We start from the raw sequence: 16,225 nt of genomic DNA, 5'->3' as shown, positions 1-16,225 counted from the left end.
TATGCTTGAGTTGATAGTAAAACGTCTGGTTTCCGCCGTGCCCACCCTGTTTCTGGTCACGCTGATGGTGTTCTCGCTGCAAAAACTGCTGCCGGGGGATCCGGTTACCGCGATGGCCGGTGAAGAGCGGGATCCGGCGGTGATCGCGCAATTACGCGCGCAATACCATCTCGACGATCCGATCCCGAGCCAGTATTTCCACTGGGTCGGCAATGCGCTGCACGGCGATTTCGGCATTTCGCTGCGCACGCAGGAACCGGTATTGCAGCTTATCGCCAGCAAGCTGCCGGTCACGCTGGAGTTGTCGCTGTGGGCCATGCTGATTGCGCTACTTATCGGGATTGGCATGGGCATTACGGCGGCGGTAAACAAAGGCACCTGGATAGACAACGGGGCCAATTTTATCGCGCTCTCGGGCATTTCGGTCCCGCATTTCTGGCTGGGTGTGCTGCTTATCATGTTCTTTTCCGTGAAGTTGCAGTGGCTTCCCGCCTCGGGTTACGTGCCCTTTTCGGAAGATCCCCTGCAAAATCTGCGGACCATGATCCTGCCTGCGGCGGTGCTCGGCACCGGCCTGTCGGCCACGCTGATGCGCCACACACGGGCAGCGATGATAGCCGTGCTCAAGGCGGACTATATCCGCACCGCGCGCGCCAAGGGATTATTGCCGAAGAAAGTTATTTTCAAGCATGCCCTGCGCAATGCGCTGGTACCCATCATCACCCTGACCACGCTGCTGTTCGGCGAATTGCTGGGTGGTGCGGTGCTCTGCGAGCAGGTGTTTACGGTGCCCGGTTTCGGCAAGATGATTGTCGACTCCGTCTTCAACCGCGATTACGCCGTAGTTCAGGGCGTAGTGATGGTGGTCGCGGTCGGCTTCCTTATCATGAATCTGGTGGCCGACGTGCTGTATGTCATGGTCAACCCACGTATGCGGAGGGGATAACATGAGCCAGGCCGTTTTACCCACAGTAAAACCCGTTGCCGTTAGACAATCCCGTCGCGTGCTTAGCAAATTTTTGCGTAACAAAAGCGCGGTGATTGGCGCCGCGATTGTGATAGTTTTTGCCATGCTCGCGCTGCTTGCGCCGTGGATTTCACCGTTTGATCCCGTCAAGGCTGACTTCATGGCGGTGCGCAAGGCCCCGTCGGCCCTGCACTGGCTCGGCACCGACGAGTTGGGCCGCGATATTCTCTCGCGCCTGTTCTGGGGCGCTCGCACTTCGCTGATGGCGGGCTGCGTGTCGGTGATTATCGCGATTGTCATCGGTGTGCCGCTGGGTCTGCTCGCCGGTTACTGGCAGGGATGGATAGACAGCATGATTTCGCGGGTGATTGAAGCCATGCTCTCCTGCCCGTTTCTGGTGCTGGCGATAGCGCTTGGCGCTTTCCTCGGCCCCAGCCTCGGCAATGCGATGATAGCCATCGGCCTGTCGGCGATGCCGATTTTTGCCCGCCTCACGCGGGCGCAGGTGATGAACATTCGCAACGAAGAGTATATCGAAGGCGCGCGGGCCATTGGCTTGCCCGACCGCTGGATTATCATCAAATACGTGTTACCGAACGTGATGTCGCCCATCGTGGTTCAGGCCACGCTGGCTATTGCTTCGGCGATTATTACCGAGGCCAGCCTGTCGTTTCTCGGGCTGGGTCAGCAGCCGCCCTTTGCCTCTTGGGGCGCGATGCTCAACACGGCGCGCAGCTTCCTCGAGCAATCGCCGTGGATGTCACTGTTTCCCGGTCTGGCCATTTTTCTGGCCGTACAGGGCTTTAATTTATTGGGTGATGGCCTGCGCGATGCGCTGGACCCTCGTGCCGACTAAGGCTGCGCCACTCTTCACTCTGCCTTGCAATGAACTACCCGGTTTCTATTACAGGAGTCAATATGTCCGAGTCTTACGATTTTAACGTCGGTTATCCGACCTTGCGCCCGAGCATGATGGGCGCGAATGCGGTTTGCGCCTCACAGCCACTGGCGGCCCAGGCTGGCATGAAGATGCTGATGCTGGGCGGCAACGCCGTGGATGCCGCAGTCGCGGCCGCGATGGCGCTGACCGTGGTCGAGCCGAGCGGCAATGGCGTCGGCAGTGACGCCTTTGCGATTCTGTGGGACGGCAAGAAGATGCACGCCCTCAATGCCTCGGGCCGTTCTCCCGCCGCGTGGACCGCGGACTATTTTGCCGGAAAAGACGCCGTGCCGACCTACGGCTGGGACTCCGTCAGCGTACCGGGCGCGGTGTCGGCGTGGGTCGAACTCGCGAAGAAATTCGGTAGCCTGCCGCTGACGACGCTGGCTCAACCCGCTATCGACTATGCGCGCCACGGTTTTCCCGTCTCGCCGTTGATTGGCCGACTGTGGAAGATTGCCGCCGCCAAACTCAAGGATCAACCCGGTTTCAGCGAGTGTTTTACGCCGGGCGGCGTTGCCCCTGAAATCGGCGAAATCTTCCGTAATCCGGCGCTGGCCGATACGCTGGAACTTATCGCCAAAACCGAAGGCGAAGCTTTTTATCGCGGCGAACTGGCCGAGAAAATCATTGCCCACTGTCAGGAGCACGGCGGTGCCATGACGCTGGATGACCTCGCCAATCATAAAGTGGACTGGATAGACACCATGACCCAGTCCTTTGCCGGCGGCACCGTCCATGAACTGCCCCCGAACGGTCAGGGTATTGCCACGCTTATCGCGCTCGGCATTCTCGAAAAACTCGATATTGGCTCGCAGCCGGTGGATTCGGTGCACACCCTGCACCTGTCTATCGAAGCCATGAAGCTGGCGCTGGCCGACCTTGACCAGCATATCGCCGACGTCGACCACATGCATTTCAGCCCTGAACTGCTGCTTAGCGACGAATATCTGCAACAGCGTGCGGACCTGATTGACCCGAAACGCGCCAGCGATGTCACTTACGGCTCGCCCAAACCGGGCGGCACGGTCTATCTGACCACTGCCGATGCCAACGGTATGATGGTGTCGTTTATCCAGTCCAACTACATGGGCTTCGGGTCGGGCGTTGTCGTGCCGGGAACGGGCATCAGCATGCAGAACCGGGGTTGTGGATTTGTGCTTGACCCTGCGCACGCCAACTGTGTTGCGCCGAACAAACGCCCGCTGCACACCATTATTCCGGCCTTTGCGACCGATGCGGACGGCAAGCCGCTGATGTCATTCGGCCTGATGGGCGGCCCGATGCAGGCACAGGGACACCTGCAGCTGGCCCTTCGTGTCATGCTCTATGGTCAGAATCCGCAGGCGGCCATTGATGCGCCACGCTGGCGAGTAATTGCCGGACGTCAGGTGGCGATTGAATCGACGCTGGACACCAATACGCTTGCCGCGCTGCGCGCGATGGGCCATGAACTGCTGGTGGAAGACCCGTTACAGGGTCACAACTTCGGCGGCGCGCAGGTCATTGTGCGTCATCCGGACGGTCATTACCTGGCAGGGACCGAATCCCGCAAAGACGGTCAGGCGCTGGTCATGTAAGCGCGGGATGTGACAGGGCTTCAACTTCTACAGTTAATGTCCTGTAATTCCTCTACGGCTATTTATAAAAATGAAACGTCGTTCTATAAATGAACGACGTTCTTTTTATCATCGTGCCAAACGGCATGTCTGCCAAATACGGAGAACACCCATGACCGCTCCCCTGTTTCACGGCATCATTCCGCCGGTCCCCACGCTTTTCACTGCCGACGAACAACTCGACAAGGAAGGCATGAAAAGGCTTATCGATTTCACGATTGAGGGCGGCGTCAACGGCCTGTTCTTTCTCGGCAGCGCAGGCGAGTTTGCCCATATGTCTGAGGCACTGCGCCACGAGGTCGCGAGTTTCTGCACCGCCTATGTCGACAAACGGGTTCCGGTACTGATTGGCGCGGCACATTCCGGTACCGAAGCCACCTTGAGTTTTGCCAGACATGCCAAAAGCGTGGGTGCCGACGGCGTGGTCATCGTCAATCCGTTCTACAATCCGCTCTCGGAAGAAAATATTTATCTGCACTACAGCTATCTGGCCGAAAATCTCGCCCTGCCGATTGTTATCTATAATTTTCCGGCCCTGACCGGTCAGTCAATTCCGGTAGAGGTCATCAAACGGCTGGCTGAGAATTACACCAACATCGTCGGCCTCAAAGATACCGTCGACAGTCTGAATCACATTCGCGAGACGATTCAGGCGGTCAAACCCGTGCGCCCCGACTTTGCGGTATTCGCAGGGTATGACGAATATCTGTTTGGTACGCTTATCCTCGGCGGTGCCGGGTCGATTCCCGCCAGCGCCAACTTTGCTCCTTCGCTGACCTGCGGTATCTATCAGGCGTGGCAGGAAGGCCGTCTCGACAGGGCGGTGGCCTTGCAGCAGCGACTGTCGTGGTTGCCGCCGCTGTATGCGCTGGATACGCCTTTCTATAACGTCATCAAATATGCGATTCAGCAGGTCGGCGTCGAGGTGTCCGTGCATTCGCTGCGCCCTGCCCAAACCTTGTCCGAAGCCCGACAAGCCAAAGTCAGAGAGATTCTGCATCAGGCCAATCTGCTTTAAGCTGGTTCCTGCCGGTGCGGGCCGAACATGGCGCGCACCGCCTGCCCGTCTCTCGCCTATCTTCGCCGAACGTTTAACAATCCATGCCAATACAAATAGAAATCATTATTATTTCCCTGCGAATTTGCTACCCTATTCGTCCTCCAAATCGGGCCGAATGACGTTATTCAATGATGCAAAGACAACAGAAATGATGCAGACACTCTTCGACAGTTTCCGCGATGGTCCCATTCCCTGGGTTGCCGACCAGTTTCGCCCGATGACTTCCGAAGTCAAAGACGCTCTGCCGTTGAGCATGCTGGCGACAGAAGACGGCTGCGCAAGCCTGCTTTCGCATTATTTGCGCGTTCATGCCGATGACGCGAGCCACCCCGACAAGCGCCGTGCGCGCATTTCGATGTGGTCACAGTGGTATTTCGCCAACCTGCTGCCAAGCTGGGTAATTATCTCTCTTCGGCACAACTGGCAACTGCCCATTAATCCGCAGCAGCTTTTCCTGACGCTACAGGAAGAGGGATTGCCGTGTCAGATTTATCTGCAGGGCGAAGGCGAGGCCTACGTGCCGCAGCCGCAAGTGCCTTTTTATCGTTTTGAGGAGATGATAGAGCAGCATCTGCGCCCGGTCTGTCAGGCGATGGCGGCGGTATCTCACCTCAAGCCCGGCATTTACTGGGGGAATGCGGCGGTGCGGGTGAACTGGGGCATTCAGCAGGCCGAACTGGTCAACGCCGATATTCGCGAAGGCACTGCACTCATCGAAGCCCGGGAGTTGTCTGCCGGTCGCAAGAATCCGCTGTTCCAGCCGCTGCGTCCCGAAAATCCGCGAGACCCCGAAAGCCCGCTGTTTCGCCGCCAATGCTGTCTGCGCTATGAGCTACCCGACATCGCGATGTGTCCATCCTGCCCTCTTTTACTCGCCGAGAAACGCCGCCGTATTCCGACGCAATCACAGTGAGCCTGCTAATCATCGGCCGTTTGATGCGGTTTGGCTTAACTTAGTCGAAAAAAGATTGGACCTCGCCAACAGAAAAATATAGTTATAAAGGGGAGAGACCAACGAGACTGCCATGAGGTACAAACATGACAACACGTAAAACTGACGATCGCACTGCCTGGTATTCAACCGCCGCGTTGAAGACCCAGCTTGGCGATTTGAACTCGCTGGCCGCAGGCGTGCTGAACACCCTGTCGCAACCCGTCAATCTGGTATGGAACCACATTACCGGCAAACAGCAGCCACTCAGAGCCAAAATTGTCCATCGCTATGCCCTGCCTTCTTCGCGCACCATTTGCGTCGCCGAGGGTTTCTTCGGTTTTATTCCGATTGAATCCTATGAGAATGAAAAATACATTCTCGAAGTGGCCTACGGAGACCAGCAGTATCAGGTTGAAGTGCCTCGCGCCTATTATCAGACAAGTCATATCGGTGACGGCATCGATATCCATACCCTTTAATCTGATGGTTATTGGCTGCCAGGGAATGGCAGTAATAATATGCCGACACTTCATTGTTATTACGCAGATTTCATACAACCACGGCGCGTTATCCCCTTCGCAGATGCTCGATTTCTTTTAACTGATCGCTGACTTTTCTAAACGCCTGAATATCGATTTTTGCGCGGTTAAGCGTGCGGGTATTATTCGGGTCATTGGCTATCTTTCTTCCTACCAGATGATAGGCCGACTTTTTCATTGAAAAACCGCGCCGAAAACCGAAATCCACGCGCCCCTGACGCGAGGCAAAATAGTGGCTGCGGCCTGATTTGGGTAAGGTTTTCACGGGCGGTGCAGCGGATGTCGCCTTCAAAGGCTGCGAACCCGACGGGGAAAAAGTGCGGGTTGATGGGCCAGTGAGGTGCTCGTCGCCGGTGACGACAATGACCATGTCGCCGCGCAGCCTCCGAGCGCGAACATGCCCAACCCCGCCATCATGCCGATTTTTTGCCATGACATGCCGGAAGCGGGCAGGACGGAAGGCGTAACCTGCGACTCGGGATTAACCGCTATATATACGGCGTCCTGCATCCAGCGTTTATTATTATTTTTAATGTCTTTCATGGCAGATGAAATATCGTCTGCAGGTTTCAGCGGCATTAATTCCTTGCTGCTGTTATTTATCTCATTCATTGAATTAACGACTGTCGCGCGCTCCGCCTTTTGACTTTCACCGCTGTACATCCAGCCGCATAATACGGTACTGACCCCTGCAATTATTGGCATGCCACTACTCCCTTAATAGATGGCAGCAGGGTAACATCGCGCCTCACGGCTTTTCTTGACTTAAATCATTTATCATTATCAAGAAACGATCATTACTGTCAGCAATATAAGCGCCCTATTTTATATTTTTATTGCGCTTAATTTTTCGATTCGATTCAGGGCATCGCGCAATTGGCTTTCGGTCACTTCGACAGGCATATTGGCGATATCCGCCGTTTTCAGACTTTGCCGAATAATCAAATTCACATCGTCTTCACTTAACGAAGCCGCAAGCTGGCTGAGTTGCACGGGAATGCCGCAGGATTTCGCCAGCGCCTGCGCGGCCAGCAACTCCTCGTCGGAACGCTGTTCCAGCGCCAGCAGGCAAAGATTGCCATAACCCACCAGCAGACCATGTGCGACGTGACGGGTCTTTTCACAGGCGGTGAAGCCGCCATATAGGGCATGCGCCGCGGCGGTATGCGCGCCACTGCTCATGATGGAGGTCAGGCCCGCATAGAGAAATATCGCGTCCAGCACTTGTTCCAGCGCCATGTTGGCCTGACCCTGGCGCACCGCTTCGCAGGCCTCGTCGGCATAATGATTAATCAGCGTATAACACAGCTCACTGTTGGTGCGCGCAACGCCGGACAGCCCCGAAAGCTGGGTTAAATCGCTGATGGCGCGATACTCATACCATTTGGCAAGCGTATCGCCAAGACCGGCCGCAAGCCCGTCGAGCGGGGCCGTGACCAGCAGATCTGCATCGATAACCGCGGCGGCGGGTCCATAGGCCAGCGGAAACATATCGCGAAACTGGCCGTTTTGATGATAGCGAAAGGTCAGCGGAGTAACCGCCGAACAGGTGCTGGCGATGCTGGGCAATGTCACGACAGGAATATTGCACAGCACACCGGCGGCTTTGGCGGTGTCGATAGCCTTGCCGCCGCCCGTGGCAATCAATACTTCGACGCCGTGGCGCTTCAACCGGTCGGCCAGCTTTTTAATGGCCTCTTCGCAGCAGGGCCCCGTAAGCCGCTCGTGGCCGAGAAAGCTGACCATCTGGCTATCAAGCTGTTCGGCGACCTTCTCCTTCACGGCGTCAATACCCCGGTTCGCCTCCCACAAGCAACGCGCGCTGTCCGAGACGGCCACACATCGCTCCCAGATGATTGATGGCACCCCGCCCCCGCAGCACGCTCGCGGGAAAGACCAGTCGATGAGTGAACATAGCGCTCCAACCCGTAAATAACCCCTGATTCAGTATGGTTGATGGCCGGTTTTATGCCAAATGCGCGCAAGAAGATCATGGCCTGCGAGGTCTGTTTTTTTACTACGCCTTTCGGGGTATAGGGATCTGCCGACAGATGCGAAAGAATGCGTTCACCTTAATGACGCGAAAAAACAATGATTAACACGGCACGGATACGAATTTCACTGGTTAGACAAATTACGCTGCTGATGCTGCTGGCAGGATTGGTCGGCATTGGCGGCATGAGCATTGCCTTGTGGATGGCAGAAAGCATACAGGGCAATGCCCATGCGATTAACAAGGCTGGCTCGTTGCGCATGCAGAGTTACCGGCTTTTGCTGGAAGTGCCGATTACGCCTGCCAATGCCCGCTTGCTTCGGCAGATCGATGCGGATCAAGGCAGTCAGGATCTTCTGAACGCCGTGAAGCGCGAAGGGCTGCAATCCCAGTATCGCGCCCTGCATGAAGACTGGCAGCACACCCTGAAACCGCAGTTGCTACTGGCCTCTAACCCGCAGCAGGCCAAGGCCGAGGTGGCAGAATTTGTCCGCTGCATCGACCGGCTGGTGGCCGCCCTGGATCAAAAAACCGAGCGCTATCTGTCCCTGATAAGCGCCATTCAGACCACCGGCGTGATGCTCACGATAATCATGCTGCTGCTGACGGTGTATTTCCTCTGGCTGAGGCTGCATAAACCCTGGCGGCTGCTGCTTTCACAGGCCAATGCGATTACGCAGGGCGATTTCAGCCAGCGTTATCATCCGCCCGCAAAAGGCTGCAACGAGATGGACAGGCTCGGCGACTCGCTGGATAGCCTCTCTCTCGCCCTGTCGAAGCGAGTAGAAGACCTTGCACGCAGTGTGGAAGAGAAAACCGCGCGTCTTACCGACAAGCATCAGACACTGGATTTTCTCTATCGCGCCAGTCAGCAATTGCATACGCAGGAACCCCTGGGCCAGAAACTGCCGCCGGTCTTGCAGGAGTTACAGCGCCTGACGCCGCTGCGAGACGTGCAGCTTCGCCTGTACGAGCCGCAATGCGACGCGGTATTCGATGAGATTGTGAGCCTGCCGATGACGGGCACGAAAGAGGACAACACCGGAGAAACGCAGTCGGTCAGCTGGCGACTGCGCGACGGCGATGAGCATTATGGCTTGCTGCTGGCCCAGTGCCCTGTGGATGAACCGCTGTCGCCGGACCACCGGCAGCTGGTGGGCATGCTGCTCGAACAACTTGCCAGCGCCTTGACACAGGAGCGGCAAACGGACAATCAGCAGCAATTGATGCTCATGGAAGAACGTTCAACCATCGCCCGTGAGTTACATGACTCGCTGGCACAGTCGCTCTCCTGCCTCAAGATTCAGGTGGCCTGTCTGCAAATGCAGAACCCGCCGCTTGGTGAAGAAAATATGCTGCTCATCAAACAGATGCGCGAAGAACTTAACACGGCGTATCGCCAGTTGCGTGAGCTTTTGACCACCTTTCGCCTCAAACTCGACGCGCCGGGGCTGCATGCGGCGCTTCAAAATACCGTCGACGAGTTTTCGCGGCGTATCGGCGTGTGTATTCAGTTCGAGTATCTGTTGCCCCCGCGCTGGGTCGCGGCCGATCAGGGCGTGCATCTCCTGCAGATTGCCCGCGAAGCACTGAACAACATCTATAAACATGCGCAGGCCACCAAAATCGGCTTCAGCCTGTTTTGCGTAGAGGGCGAGGTGCGGATGGAAATTACCGATAACGGCTGCGGATTGCCGGACAAGGCGCTGCGCCACAACCATTATGGCCTGATGATCATGCAGGATCGCGCGCAGAGTCTGCACGGCGAGTGCCAGATAACCGCAGGCGACAAGGGCGGCACGCGTGTCAGCGTGCGCTTCGATCCTCTGAAAACATCAGAAAAAAATCAGCAATTACTCAGGTCCGTTATCAGACCCGTCGGGAGAACTGAAGCTGAGTGAAACCTGCCGAGGCTCGGCATCAAGCGGCGCGGCGACCGTCAGCGTTATCCAGTTGGAGGTGACGCGCTGCTGTTTGCTGTCTACGGCGGTCACCGACAGACGATAACTGTTGGTGGCGCCCGGACTGTCGTCCCATTTAGGTACAATCACCGTCCAGCCATCAGGATCGCTGTTGGTTTTGGCGGACGTCAGGCTGAGTGCCTGTGTGTCGCCCTGCCAGCTGAGCGCCTGAAGCTTGTTGACCGCCCGCACATCAAGTTTTAAAGGAAGACTCTCGCCGGGTTGCAGCGTCCACGGCGGCGTGGCGAGGAAAACGGACAGCGTTTTGCGCTGACGGAATTCCAGCACCGGAATATTGTTGCGGTCAACGGCATCCATTCGGCTGCCGCGCAGCGAGTGGCTGTCGGCCACATAGTCGGGGGAAAGCTGCTGACTGAGCGGCACACCCAGCTTGTAGGTCAAGGAGAGTTGTACCACGTCCTGATTATCCCCGCTCTGCCCCTGCTGGCGCTCGGCGCTGACGGTAAAAAGCGGCACGGGCGTATAGTTCACCCCCAATGACAGCGCAGATGGATTACTCTGGTAGTTGCCGTCGCCAAACAGGTCTACGCGATCGCCGCGATACTGCTCATAGCTCAGGGTTGCGCCAATCTGGCGATAGAACGGCAGATAGGCGCGGGTGCGAATATCGTAGCCTGCCGCCATACGATGCAGGGTTGCGGAGCCTTCCGACTGCGGATGGAAACCGGAGATAGGCTGATAATAGTTGGCCGAAAAGTGCATATAATCGGTCCATGCTTCCGCCCCTACGCTGCCGCGTTTCAATTCGCTGACAAAATCGTCATCAAGAAAGGCGTTATAGCCGAGCATCCAGGCACCGCGTGACCAGCGCTGGCCAAGCCCGAAATTCCCTACATCCGCGTTACTGAGGTGCTGAATACCAATCTGGGTATACGTCAGCCAGGAGGGCGTGGTGTAGAGCGGGCTCAACAATGCCGCCGAACTGCCGTCGAGATTACGGCCCGTGACATCGAAATTCATGGTTGTGGTGCCGAGCGGCGACAGCAAGGTCGAGGTTTTCTGTTTGACCAGCCCGGCCGCCTGTTTGAGCGCCAACTCCTCCGCCTGTTCACGCAGAGGATCGTCGCTGCCGCTGGCGATGCTGCTCTCGCCAAACTGCTTGAGCGTCGTCGCCACTTTGGTTTCCAGAGCCTGCGCCTGGGCATTTTGCCCACTGGCGAGCGAACTGCCAAGATCGGGAAGCGCATTGGGATTTGCAGTGGCCGGTGGCGTGTTGAAAAGCGAAGTACTGGCCGAGGCGCGCGTGGCGTAATCGGGATTCAGGAGCAGCGCCGAATCGGTTACCATAGCACTAACCAGCGGGGAATAACTGACACAGCCAAGCGCGACGCTCAGGGCCAAAGCCGAAAAGCGAAGAGTTTGCTTGCTTAAAATGGAAAATTTTTCTGTGACGTTCGTCATAATCCACACATTTTGCCATTGAAATGTGATCTTACCGAACGAGATCAGAATTTCAAGTTTTGAAGCACTCCGGGCCACCCCGCGCGCCAATTAATGCCGTTTATTGCCCTTTCCAGAACGGTGGGCGCTTTTCCTGCAGGGCGCGATCGGCTTCCTGATAATCGTCACTTTGCTGCAACTGGGCGAGTTCCTTTTCAACCTCGGCGGGCAATAACGCCGCTGGACCATGAACGGCCAGGTCGATAAGCGCATTGGCGGCCTGTACCGCAAGAGGCGCATTGCGGTTGAGGCGAGCCGCCAGATCCTGCGCGGCGGGCAGCAATACCGCACCTTCGACCACCTGATTAATCAGCCCCAGACGCTCGGCACGGCTTGCCTCGAGCGGCATTCCGGCAAGCACCATCTCTCTGACAATCGGCGCAGGAAGCAGGCGGGAAAGCTGACTTATTCCTCCCCCGACGGGCAACAGACTGTGGCGCGTTTCGGGCAGTGAAAGCTGAACGTGACTGGCGGCAATAATCAGGTCGCAGTGGAGAGCCAGTTCCAGCCCGCCGCCGTAGGCATGACCATTCAACGCGGCAATCCAGACTTTGCGGCGCGGCATACGGTGCAGCGGATTAAAACCCTCCTGCGCGTTCAGCAGCCCTTTGCCGCCGTCGATAAAGGCCTCGCGCAAGTCTGCGCCTGCACAAAAGGTTTTTTCGCCTGCGCCCGTCAGAATCACGACGCGCAGGTCAGCACGCTGCTCTACCTGCTCCAGCACCTGCCCCAACTCGGCAACCATCTGCGCGTTGTAGGCATTGTGCGCCTGCGGTCGGTTCAGGGTTACCTGAACCACGCCGTCCTCGCATTCCTTGAGCAGTAGCGTATGAAAGGCGTGACTAAAGAGATTTTGGGGAGAATTCATGGTTTATCCTGAACATCGACCTGACGGCCCTGTGGCGATTCGACAAAGACGCCCGCAAGCCAGGCGCAGAGTGAAAATACCGTCAGCAGCCCGAATGCGCAAGTGATGCCCGCCGCCTGCGGATAAAGGCGTTGAACCACAGGGACGAGAGCCAAAGACAGCGCCACGCCTGTAAACAGCATCACGAAACACAGGTGAATCGCCTGCTGCCGCGTGTGACGACGGCTGACAAGGGGCAGGATTCGCCCGCCCATGCAAGGCAGCAAGCCATAGCCGAGGCCCAATAATCCTGTCGCGACAAGAGAGGTCGCCGCCCCGTCAAGATACAGCCAGCCCATACCGATGACGCCGCACAACGACCCCGCGTTCATCAATCGATGCGAGTGTTGTGCGCCTGTGCGCCTACCTACCCAGAAACCTGTCGCGGTGGCGAATAGCATGACCAGTAAAGCGAGCCACTGCCGCTGCAAAATCAGAAGCAGGAATCCGCCGCCTGCGCCTGCGCCATAAAAGGTCGCCACCCAACCCAACGCCAGCACCGGCGATTGAGCGCGCAAGACGCGTGGCAGCCACGGCCTCGGGCTTATCTTTTCGTTAATTAAAAACACAACCAGCAGGATGGCGGCGACGCCGTTACTGCCGTGGGTAAGCGGGGTATTCAAGCCATATTTCGCGAAGCTTGTTAAAGCCAATAATAAACTCGCCAGCGCCAGACTGCCGAGAACCCAAGAAAGCCGGTGCAGCCGCGTTAAATAGGCAGGCGGGATAGCAGGTGAAGCAGCGTTGGCATCAGAGAAAAAGGTCATTATCGACTCCCAATAGTGACAGGTGCCGAACTCGGACAAGTTATATTCATCTTATCGGCGTGATAAAGTGAGCTTAACCCCACTTATCAGCGGCTGACAAAGTCATAGATTTCAGCCAGGGATGAAAATATCTCATCATGCGCAATAAACGTCTGCCCCCTCTCGGCTCGCTGAAAGCCTTTGACGCCGTCGCCCGGCTCGGCAGTTTTAAACGCGCCGCCGAAGAGATTGGCGTCACGCCGACGGCCATCAGTCATCAAATCCGCGTGCTGGAAGACTCGCTGCAAACGCCGATGTTTGTGCGCAGCGCGCGCGAAGTTACGCTGACTCAGGCGGGGTTGCGGCTTCAACAGTCAACGCGGCGGGCCTTTGACGATTTACAGGAAGCCGTCAACGACATCCATCACGCCCAGTTGCCGTCGGCGCTCACGCTGACCACCACCTCGAACTTTCTTACGCACTGGCTGGTTCCACGTCTTGCCGCGCTGAAAGCCGCAATTCCGACCCTGGATTTACGGCTGCATACCAGTGTCGATCGGGTTGATCTGACCCGCAGTTCGGTCGATGTTGCCCTGCGTTACAGCATGCAGGCAGATAAAGATCTGGATTCGACGCTGCTGTATGAAGACAGTTTCGTGCTGGTCGCAAGCCCGTCTCTCAACCTCGTGACATGGCAAGACCTGACACGCGCCACGCTGTTTCACGTCGAGAACCGCCACGTGCCGGAGCCCTCTCCCGACTGGGAATATTGGCGAGCCTGCCACGGCCCCGCGACGCTGGCTATCGAGGCCGGACTGCGTTTTACCGATGAAACACATGCCATTCAGGCGGCGATTGCGGGGCAAGGCGTGGCGATCGTCAGCCGCCTGCTGGCGCAGGACTTTATCGACAAGGGCATTTTGGTTGTGCCCTTCGAGCAGACCTTGCCGGGCGGCAACTACTATTTCGTGACCCGACACGATAAAGCAGGCCGCGACGATGTGCAGGCGTTGAAAAGCTGGTTGCAGCAGGCAATAACGCCCGCTTAAAAAGGCCGGGCCTTGTGTCGCAACGTGAAAAGCAACCACAGTCCCGTCAGGATTTGCCAGAAGGTGATGGGGTAAACAGAGGCGCGTTCGATAAGACCGACAGGGAAGTACCCGGACGTAATGAGCGCCATGCACACCAGGCCAAAAACGCCCGCCAGCATACTGCCCAATCCGTAAAATCGTCTGCGACGCAAGAGCCAGCCGGCGCAGACAAGACACAGATTTCCGCCTGCAATCGCCATGACCGCGCCTATCTGATGCGCCGTGACGCCCGAGACGGCGGTGCCGCTGTGATAAACGGCGATCAGCACGCCGCCTGCGGCATGAACAAGGCCTGTGGCGAGGAAGAAACCCCGCAGACGCCCGCAGAACACCGATCGCAGCAGCCAGCAGGCGATAAAAAACAGCACGCCCTCCACCGCAAATCCAACGTTCATGACGTCATGCAGCGGCGAACAAATATCGCGTCCGTCGGCGGTCGGCCCGCATAGCGGGATGCCGAGATCACTGATGTAATTTTGACGGTAACGATAGGCCGGGGCATGCCAGCCGGTCGAGGCAATTTTTTCGGCCAGCAGATATTGCAGGCCGCCGAGGCTGAAACACGCGGCCCCCACTCTTTGCAAGCCCGCAGGCCTCGGCGTCGTCATCAATCAGGCCGCCTTTTCGGCGACAGGCGGATCGTTTTCCAGCCTCTGACGACGGCGCAGCCCAGGGAACATCTTCATCCACAGCGCCACCACCACCAAGGTGCCGACGCCGCCGAGTGCCGCAGCCGGAACGGCACCGAGCCACGCGGCCAGCATGCCGGATTCAAATTCGCCAAGCTGATTGGAGGTGTTGATAAAGATGGAGTTCACCGCGCTGACTCGCCCGCGCATGTCGTCAGGGGTGTCGAGCTGCACCAGCGAGCCGCGAATCACCATACTGACCATATCAAAACCGCCGAGCGCGAACAGCGCCAGAATCGACAGCCATAGCGTGCTGGAGAAGGCAAACACCAGTGTCGCCACGCCAAAACCGGCCACCGAAGCAAACATGATTTTCCCGACATTGCGGGTCAAGGCGCGGCGGCTCAGCCAGAAACCGACCAGCAGCGCCCCCACGGCAGGCGCACCGCGCAAAATGCCCAATCCCCAGGGACCGGTGTGCAGAATATCATGGGCAAAGATTGGCAGCAGTGCCGTCGCGCCGCCGAGCAGCACGGCAAACAGGTCGAGCGAGATAACGCCGAGCACATCGGGGCGATGGCGGATAAAACTGATTCCGGCAAACAAGGCTTTAAACGTGGCAGGCACACGGCGTGGCGGCGCCTGTTCATAGCGCAGACGACTGACCATCAGCAGGGAAATGACATAAAGCGCCGCGCAGACGGCATACACCACCTCGGCACCGGCGATATACAGCACGCCGCCGAGTGCCGGGCCGACCATGCCCGCCGCCTGTCCGGCGACGCTGTTTGCCGCCATCGCGCGCGGTAGCACCTTTGGCGGCACCAGCGCGGGTAACATGGAAAGCAGCGACGGACCTTCCATCGCCTTGGCGACAGAAGTTATAAACACCAGCCCCAGCACGACCACTTCATCGACGTGATGCGTCAAGGTCAATACCGCCAGCGCGGCGATGGCCAGCGCCTCGACAATCTGCGCCAGCACCACGATACGGCGGCGATCGAACTGGTCGGCGACGTGTCCGGCGACTAACGCGAGAGTAACGGAGGGAAGAAACTGCACCAGCCCTATCAGGCCGAGGTCGAAGGCACGGCCGGTGAGCGAGTAAATCTGCCAGCTCACCGCGATGGTTATCATCTGAAAACCAAAACTTGATGCGGCGCGGGCAATCCAGAAGGCGACAAATGAGCGATGCTGCAGCAGCGAATCCGTGCTGCTAGCGGAAGAAGACGGCATAAAAATCCCTGAAGATCGTTCTATGTATTAATTGTTACTTAACTATACAAAACGGCATGGGCGCAATAAAGCGATACCCCCGCCATTAACATACGGTAAACATTTAACCTCAACAAGCAGCGACGAGCGGCTTGCGAGGCTC

General features: G+C 57.4%; 15 protein-coding genes and 1 pseudogene. 8 read left to right on the top strand and 8 right to left on the bottom strand.

Annotated elements, in window-relative coordinates; all coding sequences use genetic code 11:
* The first annotated feature begins 1 nt into the window (after position 1).
* The 6 genes from O1V66_RS03810 (at position 2) to O1V66_RS03785 (ending at position 5,999) form a co-directional block, all read left to right on the top strand.
* Positions 2-946 carry an ABC transporter permease gene (locus O1V66_RS03810; protein WP_045047109.1) on the top strand — a complete coding sequence of 315 codons (945 nt, stop codon included), beginning with the start codon at positions 2-4 and terminating at the stop codon, positions 944-946.
* A 1-nt stretch (position 947) separates the two neighbouring features.
* On the top strand, positions 948-1,823 hold the full coding sequence (locus O1V66_RS03805; protein ID WP_045047110.1) for an ABC transporter permease: 876 nt from the start codon (positions 948-950) through the stop codon (positions 1,821-1,823).
* A 62-nt stretch (positions 1,824-1,885) separates the two neighbouring features.
* Positions 1,886-3,487, top strand: a complete 1,602-nt coding sequence (locus tag O1V66_RS03800) for a gamma-glutamyltransferase family protein (protein WP_045047111.1) — start codon at positions 1,886-1,888, stop codon at positions 3,485-3,487.
* Between the two features lie 151 nt (positions 3,488-3,638).
* The gene (locus O1V66_RS03795) at positions 3,639-4,544 is read left to right on the top strand and encodes a dihydrodipicolinate synthase family protein (RefSeq protein ID WP_045047112.1); all 906 of its coding nucleotides are present in this window, start codon (positions 3,639-3,641) and stop codon (positions 4,542-4,544) included.
* Between the two features lie 190 nt (positions 4,545-4,734).
* The gene (gene fhuF, locus O1V66_RS03790; RefSeq protein WP_045047113.1) at positions 4,735-5,499 is read left to right on the top strand and encodes a siderophore-iron reductase FhuF; all 765 of its coding nucleotides are present in this window, start codon (positions 4,735-4,737) and stop codon (positions 5,497-5,499) included.
* Between the two features lie 125 nt (positions 5,500-5,624).
* Positions 5,625-5,999 (top strand): hypothetical protein, encoded by a 375-nt coding sequence (locus tag O1V66_RS03785; RefSeq protein ID WP_045047114.1) that lies wholly within the window; start codon positions 5,625-5,627, stop codon positions 5,997-5,999.
* Between the two features lie 88 nt (positions 6,000-6,087).
* Here the strand turns inward: O1V66_RS03785 and O1V66_RS03780 are convergent, their stop codons facing one another.
* The 3 genes and pseudogenes from O1V66_RS03780 to O1V66_RS03770 form a co-directional block, all read right to left on the bottom strand.
* On the bottom strand, positions 6,088-6,324 hold the full coding sequence (locus O1V66_RS03780) for a hypothetical protein (protein WP_269128111.1): 237 nt from the start codon (positions 6,322-6,324) through the stop codon (positions 6,088-6,090).
* 23 nt (positions 6,325-6,347) lie between these two features.
* Positions 6,348-6,764, bottom strand: coding sequence for a hypothetical protein (locus O1V66_RS03775; RefSeq protein ID WP_269128110.1), 417 nt, complete (start codon positions 6,762-6,764; stop codon positions 6,348-6,350).
* Between the two features lie 120 nt (positions 6,765-6,884).
* Positions 6,885-7,974, bottom strand: a pseudogene (locus O1V66_RS03770) (iron-containing alcohol dehydrogenase family protein).
* Between the two features lie 176 nt (positions 7,975-8,150).
* On the opposite strand from O1V66_RS03770, the gene narX reads away from it, so the two are divergent.
* On the top strand, positions 8,151-9,953 hold the full coding sequence (gene narX, locus O1V66_RS03765; protein ID WP_045047117.1) for a nitrate/nitrite two-component system sensor histidine kinase NarX: 1,803 nt from the start codon (positions 8,151-8,153) through the stop codon (positions 9,951-9,953).
* Here narX and O1V66_RS03760 read toward each other — a convergent pair.
* From O1V66_RS03760 to O1V66_RS03750, 3 genes are all read right to left on the bottom strand, one after another.
* Positions 9,906-11,321, bottom strand: a complete 1,416-nt coding sequence (locus O1V66_RS03760) for a YchO/YchP family invasin (protein WP_241481376.1) — start codon at positions 11,319-11,321, stop codon at positions 9,906-9,908. The genes narX and O1V66_RS03760 overlap by 48 nt on opposite strands.
* Before the next feature lie 214 nt (positions 11,322-11,535).
* Positions 11,536-12,342 carry an enoyl-CoA hydratase/isomerase family protein gene (locus O1V66_RS03755; RefSeq protein WP_082050968.1) on the bottom strand — a complete coding sequence of 269 codons (807 nt, stop codon included), beginning with the start codon at positions 12,340-12,342 and terminating at the stop codon, positions 11,536-11,538.
* Positions 12,339-13,148, bottom strand: a complete 810-nt coding sequence (locus O1V66_RS03750) for a hypothetical protein (protein WP_045047118.1) — start codon at positions 13,146-13,148, stop codon at positions 12,339-12,341. Before O1V66_RS03750 ends, O1V66_RS03755 begins: the two co-directional genes overlap by 4 nt.
* Before the next feature lie 137 nt (positions 13,149-13,285).
* On the opposite strand from O1V66_RS03750, the gene O1V66_RS03745 reads away from it, so the two are divergent.
* Positions 13,286-14,176 (top strand): LysR substrate-binding domain-containing protein, encoded by an 891-nt coding sequence (locus O1V66_RS03745; protein ID WP_045047119.1) that lies wholly within the window; start codon positions 13,286-13,288, stop codon positions 14,174-14,176.
* Here O1V66_RS03745 and O1V66_RS03740 read toward each other — a convergent pair.
* Together O1V66_RS03740 and O1V66_RS03735 are read right to left on the bottom strand one after the other, a co-directional pair.
* Complete coding sequence (locus O1V66_RS03740; protein ID WP_045047120.1) at positions 14,173-14,826, bottom strand: DUF998 domain-containing protein; 654 nt, start codon at positions 14,824-14,826, stop codon at positions 14,173-14,175. The two genes, O1V66_RS03745 and O1V66_RS03740, sit on opposite strands and share 4 nt — an antisense overlap.
* A 3-nt stretch (positions 14,827-14,829) precedes the next feature.
* Complete coding sequence (locus O1V66_RS03735) at positions 14,830-16,083, bottom strand: MFS transporter (protein WP_045047121.1); 1,254 nt, start codon at positions 16,081-16,083, stop codon at positions 14,830-14,832.
* Positions 16,084-16,225: the final 142 nt, after the last annotated feature.

The organism is Rouxiella chamberiensis, from assembly GCF_026967475.1.
Classification (GTDB): Bacteria; Pseudomonadota; Gammaproteobacteria; order Enterobacterales; family Enterobacteriaceae; genus Rouxiella; species Rouxiella chamberiensis.
Note: the sequence above shows the minus strand (reverse complement) of the source record. Positions and strands in the feature narration are given on the sequence as shown.